The sequence below is a fragment of the Limnovirga soli genome (genome assembly GCF_013106755.1).
Classification (GTDB): domain Bacteria; phylum Bacteroidota; class Bacteroidia; order Chitinophagales; family Chitinophagaceae; genus Limnovirga; species Limnovirga soli.
The window spans coordinates 15,112-27,405 of record NZ_WHPF01000003.1; the positions used below are offsets into that span (position 1 = coordinate 15,112).

8 protein-coding genes are annotated in these 12,294 nt (G+C 42.7%); 5 read left to right on the top strand and 3 right to left on the bottom strand.

The features are described 5' to 3' along the window. Window positions 1-105 precede the first annotated feature (105 nt). Window positions 106-1,002, bottom strand: a complete 897-nt coding sequence (locus tag GD597_RS03985; protein WP_171606531.1) for a serine hydrolase — start codon at window positions 1,000-1,002, stop codon at window positions 106-108. 162 nt (window positions 1,003-1,164) lie between these two features. Here GD597_RS03985 and GD597_RS03990 point away from each other — a divergent pair, with 162 nt between their 5' ends. From GD597_RS03990 to GD597_RS04010, 5 genes are all read left to right on the top strand, one after another. Then, a complete protein-coding gene (locus GD597_RS03990; RefSeq protein WP_171606532.1) occupies window positions 1,165-3,582 on the top strand; it encodes a hypothetical protein in 2,418 nt (805 codons plus the stop codon). Window positions 3,583-3,810: 228 nt separating this feature from the next. After that, window positions 3,811-5,268 (top strand): CoA-acylating methylmalonate-semialdehyde dehydrogenase, encoded by a 1,458-nt coding sequence (locus GD597_RS03995; RefSeq protein WP_171606533.1) that lies wholly within the window; start codon window positions 3,811-3,813, stop codon window positions 5,266-5,268. Between the two features lie 168 nt (window positions 5,269-5,436). Next, complete coding sequence (locus GD597_RS04000; RefSeq protein ID WP_216368506.1) at window positions 5,437-6,795, top strand: aminotransferase class III-fold pyridoxal phosphate-dependent enzyme; 1,359 nt, start codon at window positions 5,437-5,439, stop codon at window positions 6,793-6,795. Between the two features lie 124 nt (window positions 6,796-6,919). Then, window positions 6,920-7,969 (top strand): nucleoside hydrolase, encoded by a 1,050-nt coding sequence (locus tag GD597_RS04005; RefSeq protein WP_171606534.1) that lies wholly within the window; start codon window positions 6,920-6,922, stop codon window positions 7,967-7,969. Window positions 7,970-8,134: 165 nt separating this feature from the next. Beyond that, window positions 8,135-9,559, top strand: a complete 1,425-nt coding sequence (locus tag GD597_RS04010) for a DUF1593 domain-containing protein (protein WP_171606535.1) — start codon at window positions 8,135-8,137, stop codon at window positions 9,557-9,559. Window positions 9,560-9,723: 164 nt separating this feature from the next. Here GD597_RS04010 and pbfA read toward each other — a convergent pair whose 3' ends face one another. Both pbfA and GD597_RS04020 read right to left on the bottom strand, forming a co-directional pair. After that, window positions 9,724-11,082: a (R)-1-hydroxy-2-aminoethylphosphonate ammonia-lyase gene (gene pbfA / locus GD597_RS04015; RefSeq protein ID WP_216368507.1), complete on the bottom strand. Its 1,359-nt coding sequence runs from the start codon at window positions 11,080-11,082 to the stop codon at window positions 9,724-9,726. 100 nt (window positions 11,083-11,182) lie between these two features. Beyond that, window positions 11,183-12,205 carry a zinc-binding alcohol dehydrogenase family protein gene (locus GD597_RS04020; RefSeq protein WP_171606536.1) on the bottom strand — a complete coding sequence of 341 codons (1,023 nt, stop codon included), beginning with the start codon at window positions 12,203-12,205 and terminating at the stop codon, window positions 11,183-11,185. Between the last annotated feature and the right edge of the window lie 89 nt (window positions 12,206-12,294).

The window sequence follows — 12,294 nt, forward strand, 5'->3', positions numbered from 1 at the left end:
ATCGGCTGTTTACAGTTGCATAGCATTCTTTAGTACAAGTGTGCGACGCAAGTAAAGCCCCATTGCTATTGAATCGCCTGGCTCAAAACATGTTTAGCCCCAATTTTATTGTGAAACGGCTGGCCCTTGCCAGGTGCTTTTGGGGTTAAAATGTTTCCATAATAAAGCCGATAATTTACGGGTAATCACCCAGGCTTCGTTATTGTATTCCCAGCTTTTATCGGTATTGTTTTTTGTGAAAATGCTAAAAATGTATGGATTAGCCGCATTGTTTACATACAAAACCTCGGTGCGGCTGGCATCTACTGCACCACTTTTTGCAGCAGTGAATATGCCCGGTGGCACCTGGGATAAAGCTTCTTCATCCCAATACTGCCGGCTAAGAATGCGCAACATTTTTTCGCCAGAGGCCTGACTAAGTATGTTGCCCTGCACTATGCGCTGCATAAAACTGGCCATTTCGCGTGGGGTGGATTGTCCCCAGCCATATTGGCTGCGGTTGGCTTCTCTACCGGGGGTGCGGCTGTTAACGCGGGTATCTTTAAACCCAAGGCTATCGAGTATTTGGTTTATTCTGAAACCACCACCTGCCAGGCCCTGTAACCAAAGACTGGCGCAATTATCGCTAATGGTTATCATCAGCATCATTACCTTGCTAAGTTCAATGGTGGAGCCAGGTTTAAAATTAGACAGTATATCGTCGCCTTCGTTATAAAATAAAGAATCTGTATAGGTAATACGTTGATGATAGTCCAACTGCCCGCTTTCAATTTTTTGCATAATGCCGGTTAGAATAGGAATTTTTACAATACTGGCTGTAGGAAAAATGCTATCTGCATTAATACTGGCTATGCGATTATGCTTTAAATCCTGCACATAAATGCCGATGGTGCCATGATAGTCTTTGGTAAGCTGGTAAAGTTCGTCCTGCAGTGCTTTGTCAGTTTTTTGTGCCAACACACTGGTAGTGCAAAAAAGGGCAATGCATAATAGTTTGTACATAAAATAGTATTGAATGTTTGAAGATAGCTAATTTTGAAAACCACCTGCTTATATTTACAGGGATCAAAATATTCTGTTGCAAAATTGTTAAGGTGTTTATTGTAAAACGCAGATGTACTTAATTTGAATAAAATAACTATACAATTAGTTAAATACCAGGCTATGCAAAAATTCTTATTTGTTCTTATTGCTTTATTGCCATTTCTAGCGCAGGCGCAGGTATTAGACCAGCAAAAAGTAAAAACCAATATTGACCAAAACGGCAATTATTTTCCTCAGGAGCGGGTTTATATGCAATTTGATAAACCTGCTTATGCACCCGGTGAAACCATTTGGTATAAAGCCTACCTGATGATGGGTACCGAACCTTCTTTTATAAGTACCAATTACTATGTAGATATTACCGACCCCAATGGAAATGTGCTAAAGCATTATATAATGCCTATTGTTGAAGCATCTGCCAAAGGTAGTTTTGATATACCCACTACTTATACAGGTAAAACAGTGCATGTGCATGGCTATACCCGCTGGATGATGAATTTTGATACTGCTTTTTTATATGAAAGGGATATAAGAGTAGTACAATTAAAACCAGCTGCTAACAATATTACCCCTGCAACCTATAAACCTGTTATACAGTTCTTCCCCGAGGGTGGCGACGCTGTTATGGGTATTAATAATAAAGTGGCTTTTAAAGCCATTTACCCTACCGGCAAGCCTTGCGCCGTTAAAGGCAATATTATAAACAACAAAGGCAAAGTTGTAGCCGATTTAATTACACAGCACGATGGTATGGGTGCATTTATGCTGGAGCCGGTTGCCGGCGAAACCTATACTGCCAAATGGAAAGATGAAAGCGGTGCTGCTTTTGAAACAGCTTTGCCGGCCGCCAAAACCCAGGGCGTAACCCTGGAAATAAAAGTAGTAAAGGATAAGGTTGGTTTTTTAATAAAGCGTAATGAAACGGCCCCGGATAAATTTAAGAAGCTTAATGTAGTAGCTACCATGCAACAACACCTGGTTTATATGGCGGGTGTAAAATTGGATGTGGCACCTATTATTGGCGGCTCAATACCCACCGCAGATCTGGCATCAGGCATTTTGCAGGTTACCTTATTCGATTCTAACTGGGTAGCGGTTGCAGAGCGAATTGTATTTGTAAATAACAACGATTACCTGCTGGAGCCGGAAGTTGGTTTTGCCGCCATTAACCTAAATAAACGTGGCAAGAATACACTGGTTATCAGCATGCCCGATTTACAGCAGGCAAATCTTTCTGTTTCAATAACTGATGCGGGTTTGGGTATTGACAGTAGCGATGATATTATTTCACATTTATTGTTAACCGGCGATTTGAAGGGTAGGGTTTATAAACCTTCCTATTATTTTTCTGATACCACCGATACCATTCAGCAGCATTTAGACCTGGTAATGCTTACCAATGGCTGGCGCAGAATTAAATGGGATGAGGTAATTGCTGGCAAAATGCCGGTGATTAAATACCCCAACGATACTGCCTATCTTTCTTTGTCAGGCAAGGTGTTTGGCGCCACTTCTTCCGATTTATCTACCGGCGGTTTATTACTCATGATTTTGGATAAAGGCAAAGACAGTGCCCGCAAAACCATTCAATCCTTTCTTAAAAAGGATGGTACTTTTTCCGAGCCCAATCTTATTATGTTCGATACCACAAAAGTGTATTACCGTATAGCAGGCAGCCAAAACCTGGCCGATAAAACAGAAGTGGCATTTAATGTGGGTATGCCGCCATCAACCCGGCCTATATTCTTTGATAAAAACGGGGCTTTGTATTTTATGGATTCTGCTACCGAATACCGCCTCCGTTATTTTGCGCTGGAACAAGCCCGACTTGCCAAGCTGGCCGAAGGTGCTACACTTGCAGCCGTTACCGTAAAAGCCAAAACAAAAAGCAAGCTCGAAATATTAGACGATACTTATACATCCGGCCTCTTTAGCGGCGGCAATGCCACGCAGTTTGATATTGCCAACGATCCCAGCAGCCGTGCCGCTCAAAATATTTTAACCTATTTACAGGGCAGGGTAGCAGGTTTGCAAATCAATGCCTCTAGTACGGTTGGCGGCACCAATGGCGTAACCTGGCGGGGTGGTACACCTTCTTTTTTCCTTGACGAAATGCCGGTTGATATTAGCCAGTTAACCAGTATGAATATGAGCACCGTTGCGTATATAAAAGTATTTCAGCCGCCTTTCTTTGGCAGTTTTGGTGGTGGTGCCAATGGCGCCATTGCCGTATATACACAAAGAGGTTCCAGCCAGCAAAACAATGGCCCCAGCCGTTCATTGCCTTACAAACAAATCATCGGTTATACCGGTCAAAAAGAATTCTATTCACCCAATTATGGCAGCTTCGATCAGCGTAACGACGAGGAAGATCTGCGTTCTACACTATACTGGAACCCCATGATTCTTACTACACGTGAAAATCATATTATCAAAATCCCTTTTTATAATAACGATATTACGCAAGGCTTTCGGGTAATTGTTGAAGGCGTAAGCAAACAGGGACAGTTAACCAGGGTGGTTAAATTAATTGAGTAGTTTATTGTAGCCGGTCAATAAAGCGCTTATTGGGCTTTACTTGCGTCGCACACTGCAGCTGAAGTAATACTACTCAGCTGCAGTTTTTGTTTCATGGTGGTTCATATCAGCTAAGGCGCTAAATATCAGTTTATAAAATATCTGTAATGCCCGCTTTTCTTTTTTTGCAAGCCTCGTAAATTTATTCGTACTTTAAAAATTATTCATTCAAATTTTAGATGCACCATAATGAAATATAGCCCGGTTAATAATTATATAAACGGTCAGTTTGTACATAGCCAATCCACAGCTTCCCTAGAAGTTACTTCTCCGCTTAATGGCGAGTTGTTATCCACCGTGCCTTTATCTGTTGCCGCAGATATGGATGCCGCTGTAAAAGCTGCCAATGCTGCATTTGCCGGGTGGAGCAAAACGCCCATTAAAGAAAGGGTGCAGGTGTTTTTCAGGTATAAAAACTTATTACACCAGCATATGGATGAGTTGTCTCAACTCATTTGTGAAGAGAACGGCAAAACCATGGATGAAGCCATTGCTGAAGTAGAAAAAAGTATTGAACTAACAGAATTTGCCTGCTCACTGCCACAATTGGTTACAGGTGAAATTCTGGAAGTAAGCCGGGGCATAGAATGCAGAACTACCTATGCCGCTGTTGGTGTAGTGGCTTCTATTGTGCCATTTAATTTCCCTGCAATGGTACCCAACTGGACCATTCCCAATGCTTTGGCACTGGGCAATTGCATGATCATCAAACCATCAGAAAAAGTGCCATTAACAGTTGGCCGCCTGGCAATGCTATTAAAAGAAGCCGGCTTGCCTGATGGTGTTTTTAATATTGTACATGGCGATAGTGCCATGGTAGAAGCCATCTGCGATCATCCGGGTATAGAAGCCGTTTCTTTTGTTGGTTCTACCAAAGTGGCTAAAATTGTATACCAGCGTGCTACAGCAAATTTTAAACGTTGCCTGGCATTGGGCGGAGCCAAAAACCACCTGCTGGTATTACCCGATGCAATACCTGGTATGACAGCATTAAATGTGGTAGCATCTATGAGTGGCTGCGCAGGCCAAAGATGTATGGCAGCATCGGCTATGGTGGCCGTTGGTAATAGCGATCATATTATTGAAAAAATTTGCGAAGAAGCCCGTAAAATTATTCCAGGCAAAAACCTGGGTGCCGTTATTAATAAAGCATCCAAAGACCGCATTGAACAATTTATTACCGAAGCCGAAGCACAGGGTGCTAAAATACTGGTAGATGGCCGTGGCGCTGTAGTAGAAGGCAAGGAGGAGGGAACCTATGTTGGCCCAACCGTAATAGATTATGTGCGCCCCGATATGGCCGTAGCCACAGAAGAAATCTTTGGCCCGGTTATCAGCATTATGCGCACCAATACTGTAGATGAAGCACTTGTTATAGAGAATGCTAACACTTATGGTAATGCGGCATCTGTATTTACGCAAAACGGCGGTATGGCCAGGTATATTATTGAAAATGCAAGTGCTGGTATGATTGGAGTAAATGTGGGTGTGCCTGTACCACGTGAACCATTTTCATTTGGTGGCTGGAACGAAAGTAAGTTTGGTGTAGGGGATATTACCGGTAAAAGCTCCATTGCTTTTTGGACAAAACTAAAAAAAGCAACCGTAAAATGGAACCCCGAGGCGGGTGTAAACTGGATGAGTTAGTGCAGGTGCTATCATATGAATTTGGTTGATTTGTGCCACCATCAAAAATAATATCAACAGCCGGGCCATAGACAGGCGTACAAGAGTGCGACGCAAGTAAAGTTTGATAGCAAGGTAAGTGCCGGGCTCAAAAAATAATAATAACAATACCATTTTAAATGCAATACTATGATGCAGGATGCACCAAAAACGCAGGAAGAAATTGATGCCATTTTACAGGATAACCTGGATTACACCCTTTTTAGCTGGAGCAAACAAAAGGGGCTGAATCCCATAAATGTATCTCATGCTGAGGGTGTTTATCTGTACGATTATAGCGGCAAAAGGTATATAGATTTTTCTTCTGGATTAATGAACGCAAACATAGGCCATGCCGATAATAGGGTAACCGATGCCGTAGTGGCGCAAATGCAGCAAGTGAGTTATGTTACACCTTCATGTATTACCAAAGTGCGGGGCGATTTGGGTAAAAAACTGGCGGAGATTACACCCGGCAATCTTACCAAAACCTTGTTTACGGTTTGTGGCGCCACCTCTATAGATAATGCCATTAAACTGGCAAGGGATTATACTGGTCGGCACAAAATTATTGCACGTTACAGGGCTTTTCATGGCGCATCAATTGGTGCAATGACGGCGGGTGGTGACCCCCGTAAAATTAAACACGATGCACAACAAATGCCCAATGTGGTGCATATTGAAGATGCGTATTGTTATCGTTGTCCATGGGGCCAGCAATACGGCAGCTGCCATATGGAATGTGTATCGCATATAGATCGTTTGCTGGAGTTTGAAGGCCCTGAAACCGTGGCTGCTATTATCATGGAAGGGGAAAGCGGTTCGTCGGGTTGTATCAAATATCCGCCGGGATATTTAAAACAGGTAAAAGCCTTATGCGAAAAACATGGCATTCTTTTTATAGCCGATGAAGTAATGAGTGGTTTTGGCCGTACAGGTAAATGGTTTGGTGTAAACCATCATGATGTGGTACCGGATATGATTGCTACAGCCAAGGGTATTACCAGTGGTTATATTCCATTGGGCGCATTAATTGTATCGGATACTATTGCCAAACATTACGATGATAATGTGCTCATGTTAGGACTTACCTACTCGGCACATGCCACTGCACTGGCTGCCGGGTATGCTGTGGTAAATATTTATGAAGCGGATAACCTGATAGAAAATGCCGCTGCCATGGGTGCTTACCTGGATGAGCAGGTAGCATTGTTAAAAGAAAAACATCCATCCATAGGCGATTGGCGCAATACGGGTTTACTGGGTTGTATAGAGTTGGTAAAAAACCGGGACACCAAAGAACCTATGGCCCCGTTTAATGCAAAGCCAAACGATATGGCGATCATGAATAAAGTAGCTGCCCGTATAAAGGAATTGGGCATGTATACTTTTGTACGGTGGAATTATATTTTTATTGCTCCGCCACTCATTATTACCAAAGCACAAATTGATGAAGGTTTGGCCATCATCAGCGATGCAATAGCTATTGCAGATGAATATGTAGTGTAACCGCTAGTAGAATTAAATTCCCCTGATTTTAAGATGATGATAGCATTGCCAAATTACAAAAGCCGCGATAAAATAACGGCTTTGTGCATGACAATACTTAAACATCTTCCAAATAATTTGCCTTATGAGAAAAAGTAGTAGCATCCTCGTCATCCTGTTTTGTTGTTTGATTGTGTGGCCTTCAAAATCAACGCATGCGCAGAAAAAAGCTGCTCAAATTTTTGCAGATAGTCTTGTTAAACCAAGAATGCGCATCATCATTGATAATGATTTTGGTGGCGACCCCGATGGCTTATTCGAATTGGTACAACACCTGCTGTCTCCCTCCGTTGAAATCCGCGCCATTATTGGATCTCATTTAAAAGTAGGCGATGGTTTCGATCCTTCCAAAGAAACCGCCACCAACGCCAAAAAGAAAGCAGAAGAAGTTTTGAACATCATGCAACTGGGTAAACAAATTCCTGTTTATCAGGGTGCTAATATGGCATTAGCTAATGATAGTACCGCACAGCCATCCGATGCCGCAAATGCCATTATTAAAGAAGCCATGCGTGATGATACCAAACAGCCGTTGTATGTGGTTTGTGGTGCAGGTTTAACCGATTTGGCAAGCGCTTTTTTGCTGGAGCCAAAAATTGCCGGCCGCTTAACTTTAATCTGGATTGGCGGTCCCGAATACGCCGCATTGGCCACCCCACCACCCGGATATACCAGCCTGGAATATAATTTGGGTATCGATCTCAACGCCGGCCAGGTGATCTTTAATACATCCACCATTCCAATTTGGCAAATTCCCCGCAATGCCTACCGACAGGTAATGATGCCTTATTCATCCCTGCTGTTGAAAGTTAAAACCCAGGGCAAAATTGGTGAATACCTTGCCAGCAATATAGAGCGGGTAATGAAGATGGGCCTCAAATACAATTTCAATGTTGGCGAAACCTATATTTTGGGCGATAGTCCGCTGGTGTTGTTAACCGCCTTGCAATCATCTTTCGAAGCTGATCCTTCATCAAGCAATTATGTGTTGCGACCATCGCCAGTGATCAATAACCAGGGTTTGTACGAAGTAAACCATAAAGGAAGAAATATACGGGTATATACCCAGCTGGATACCCATTTATTGTTAGATGATTTGTATGCAAAGCTGGCTTTGTTTAATCAGGCCAGGTAGTTTTTGTGCCGGTATTATTAGCCCGGCGATAGCAAAAAAATCAACATCCTTGCGTCGCACACTTGTACGTTTGGCTCATGGCTCAGCAAAGAACAAAGCCCCGAAGTGTGCGACGCAAGTAAAGCATCATTTCTATTCAAAAGCCGGGTACATAAACCAAACAACATGAAAAAAGTTAAGTTTACGCTAGTGGTAGTAGGGTTGGTGTTATCCATTTTTAACTCAACCGTATTTGCGCAATTGGGTAAAAAGCCACGTGTGCTGGTGTTAACAGATATTGAGGCCGACCCCGATGATACACAATCCCTGATTCGTTTTTTATTATATGCCAATCAGTGGGATGTTGAAGGTTTAATTGCAACCACTTCAATTCATCAGCAATCAAGGGTGGCACCCGAAAGTATTTTAACAGTGCTGGAAGCCTATAAAAAAGTGCAACCCAATTTATTAAAACACGAAAAGGGATATCCCACATTCGATGAACTAAAACTCAAGGTGAAAAAGGGTTTGCCAATATATGGTATGCAGGCAGTGGGTGAAGGAAAAGAGTCTGAAGGTGCTAACTGGATTATAAAAACTTTGGAGAAAAATGATGATCGGCCCTTATGGGTTTCGGTATGGGGTGGCCCTAATACTTTGGCACAGGCACTATGGAAAATTGAGCATACCAAAACCGCCACCGAAGCAGAAAAACTATACAAAAAATTAAGGGTATATACCATCAGCGATCAGGATGATAGCGGCCCCTGGATAAGACAGCATTTCCCATCAGTGTTTTATGTAGTTACGCCAGGGTATAATTACGCTTTTGCCACCTGGCTGGGTATGGCTTTTCCAATGTCGGGCTCCAATACAGAAGTTACTTCCGCAGATTGGCTGGCAAAAAATATTCAGCAGGGGCATGGTCCGCTGGGTGCTGCCTACCCTGATGTGGCATATGGTATGGAAGGTGATACGCCCTCTTTTTTAAATCTGATCAATAATGGACTTAATGATCCGGAACATCCCAATTATGGCGGCTGGGGTGGCCGGTATGAATATTATTTACCCGAATTTCAAGACTCAAACACTGGCAGGTTTAAACGGGATGTGTGGCCAAAGGATGAGCCTGAAACCAGACCCATCTGGACAAATGCCAGCGATTCTGTAGTATCGCCATTAGATAAAAATACATATTCAGGTAACCGGGAAACCATCTGGCGCTGGCGCACCGAATTTCAAAATGATTTTGCTGCGCGCATTTTATGGACAACAAAGAATTTTAATGAGTGTAACCATCCGCCAGTGCCTAAGTTGGCTACCAGTGATAAGTTTACAGTAAAGTCTGGCGAACAATTTCATTTAAATGCAGCTGGTACCACAGATCCCGATGGCGACTCTATGAGTTATTTATGGTTTCAATACCGCGAAGCAGGTACCTTTAATGGTACGGTAAGTTTAAAACCATATTCGCCCAACTTATACGATATACCTGTAACAGCACCTGTAGTAAACAGTGTGCAAACCATCCATTTTGTTTTAAAAGTAACAGATAAGGGAAGTCCTGCATTAACAAGGTATAAAAGGGTAATTGTAACTGTAGAGCCTTAATGCATTTTATGTACCCGTCCTGGGTTCTTTGGGCAACTTAGGTTGCGTCGCACACTTGTACGTTCGGCTCATAGCTCGGCTAAGAGAAAAGCCCCGAAGAGTGCGACGCAAGTAAAGTCCCATTATTAATCAACTGCAGGGCTAATAATTTTATACGAAGGCGGCTAGGATAATTTTACTTTTTCAAATGCATTTCGCAATGCATCAATAATCATATTGCAGTGATCTTTGGTAATGGTTAGTGCGGGGCGCATAGTAATGATATTACCTTCAATAATTTTAAAAGCTACCCCTTGCTGCATACAATGATACATGATGGCTTCTGCTTGCTGTACCGCCCTTTCTTTGGTGGTTTTGTTTTTTACAAGGTCAATACCAATATGAAAGCCCTTGCCGGCAATATTGCCAATGATGGGATAAGTATCCTGTAAGGCTTTTAATTCATCCATCAGGTATTGGCCAAGTGTTTCAGCATTTTGTACCAGTTGGTGTTCCTGTATATAATCGATGGTGGCCAGTCCGGCAGTGCAGCATAGGGGATTTTTTTCGTGGGTAAAATGGCCAATGGAGCGGTGTTGTAAAATATTGTATTGCTCTTTGGTTACAATGCCTGCAAAAGGCATTATGCCGCCGCCAAGCGTTTTGCCCAATACCAGCACATCTGGTGTTACAAAATGTTCGCAGGCAAACATTTTACCGGTGCGGCCAAAGCCTTCAATAATTTCATCAAAAATCAGCAGCATATTGTATTGGTGGCAAAGGGACTGAACTTCTTTCCAGTAATTGGCCGAAGGCACCACTGGTGTGGCCGAAATGGGTTCGCCAATAACTGCCGCCATATCGGGGTTGCGTTGCAGAATAATTTTTATTTGCCGCAGGTAGGCCTCATCAATATCGTCAATATGGGTAAGTTGCCAGGGGTTGCGGTAATAATTGGGAAACTCTACATGAAAAGCACCAGGTACCATGGGGCCCTGACCAGTGGTAAAATGTTCTTCTCCACCCAATGCCGCCGATTGAAATCCGGTGCCATGGTACGAATCCCAAAACGATAAGGTTTTCCATTTGCCTGTTACCTGTTTAGCCAGCATTACCGCCATTTCTATGGCTTCTGAGCCACCCGGGCAAAACAAAACCCTGTTTAATCCTTTCGGTGTTACCGCCACTAATTTTTTTGCCAGTTCTATGGCGGGCACATTGGTATAACGCCTGGGTGTAAAGGCCAATGATTGTTTTAACTGCTCAATTATTTTTTGGATAACATAGGGGTTACTAAAACCTGCATTGTGTACACCATTGCCATGCAAATCCAGATAGGCTTTGCCTTCCATATCGTAAATAAAAGGACCTTCGGTTTTAGACAGGGCGTTCATTACCGGTGTAGATAATGCCTGGTGTAAAAAGTATTTGGCATCTTCTTCAATTAATGCTTTGGTAGCATCAGTTAATTGATGGTGATAGGCGGCTCGTAAAGGAGATTGATTGATATCTCCCTGCTCCATTGATATTAGTTTACTACTCATTGCAATAATTGAAAAACGGTTATTTATTGGCCAGGCAAAACGCTTTGTGCCACTTTACTTGCGTCGCACACGTGTACGGCATAACTATATGGGGCAAAAATTAAAGGTTGTCCATTGTAATCATGGCTTTTATTACGCCATTTGCCGGGTTTAACCAATTGGCAAACTCATTTTTTACATTATCAAAATGGGTGGTATGGGTAATATAATTAGCCGGGTTTACCTGTTTGTTTTTTATACAGGCAATAACATGGTTAAAGTTGTCGCGGGTAGCATTTCTGCTGCTCATTAAAGTAGTCTCTCTTTTATGAAATTCAGGATGACTAAAACTGATCATTTCTTTTTGCAGGCCAATTAACACATAGCGGCCGCCATGAGCCAGGTATTGTAGCGCATTGTTTATGGCTTGCTGGTTTCCGGTGCAGTCAATTACTACCGTGGGCATTTGTCCGCTGGTAATGGTGGCCAATGCTTCCATTATATTGGTTTCTTTGGCGTTAATGGTATGGTGTATAGCCAGCTTTTCTTTGCAAAATGCCAGCCGGCTTTCATTTATATCCAGTGCAATTACCTGTGCGCCAGCTATGCGGGCAAATTCCATAGTGCCCAGTCCAATGGGGCCTGCGCCAACCACCAACACAAATTCGCCGGGTTGTACTTTGGCCCTGTCAATACCATGAGCGCCAATGGCAAGTGGTTCAATTAGGGCAAGTTCTTCATAGCTAAGATCATCTCCGTGTACCAGCGAGTAAGAGGGTACACTGAAATAGTCGGCCATGCCGCCATCAATATGCACACCGCACACTTTTATTTGTGTACAGCAGTTGGGTTTATTATTTATACAGGCAATACAGGTGCCACAGTTAAAGTAGGGTATGATGGTAACTTTTTCTCCAATTGAAAAACCGGGTGCATCGCTGGCGGCTACAATATTGCCTGATAATTCGTGGCCCAGTATTCTGGGGTATGAAAAATAGGGTTGTGTGCCTTCGAATGCATGTAAATCTGTACCACAAATGCCTATACGTTTAATGGCAATTATAGTATGGCCGGGTTGTAGAATAGGGGTTTCCTGTGTTTGGTATTCAAAATTGCCTGGTGAGGTGCAGCTTAAAATTTTCATGTATCAATTAGGATGTGATGATGTGGATTAAATAATTTTTGAGGCATAAAGTTACAAATAGGTGTTGAGTAAATTACAAACGAAAAGCT

What these genes read in the sequence shown, in the direction of transcription:
- GD597_RS03985 (WP_171606531.1), bottom strand. Translation starts at nt 1,002, where the DNA reads ATGTACAAACTATTATGCATTGCCCTTTTTTGCACTACCAGTGTGTTG.
- GD597_RS03990 (WP_171606532.1), top strand. Translation starts at nt 1,165, where the DNA reads ATGCAAAAATTCTTATTTGTTCTTATTGCTTTATTGCCATTTCTAGCG.
- GD597_RS03995 (WP_171606533.1), top strand. Translation starts at nt 3,811, where the DNA reads ATGAAATATAGCCCGGTTAATAATTATATAAACGGTCAGTTTGTACAT.
- GD597_RS04000 (WP_216368506.1), top strand. Translation starts at nt 5,437, where the DNA reads ATGATGCAGGATGCACCAAAAACGCAGGAAGAAATTGATGCCATTTTA.
- GD597_RS04005 (WP_171606534.1), top strand. Translation starts at nt 6,920, where the DNA reads ATGAGAAAAAGTAGTAGCATCCTCGTCATCCTGTTTTGTTGTTTGATT.
- GD597_RS04010 (WP_171606535.1), top strand. Translation starts at nt 8,135, where the DNA reads ATGAAAAAAGTTAAGTTTACGCTAGTGGTAGTAGGGTTGGTGTTATCC.
- pbfA (WP_216368507.1), bottom strand. Translation starts at nt 11,082, where the DNA reads ATGAGTAGTAAACTAATATCAATGGAGCAGGGAGATATCAATCAATCT.
- GD597_RS04020 (WP_171606536.1), bottom strand. Translation starts at nt 12,205, where the DNA reads ATGAAAATTTTAAGCTGCACCTCACCAGGCAATTTTGAATACCAAACA.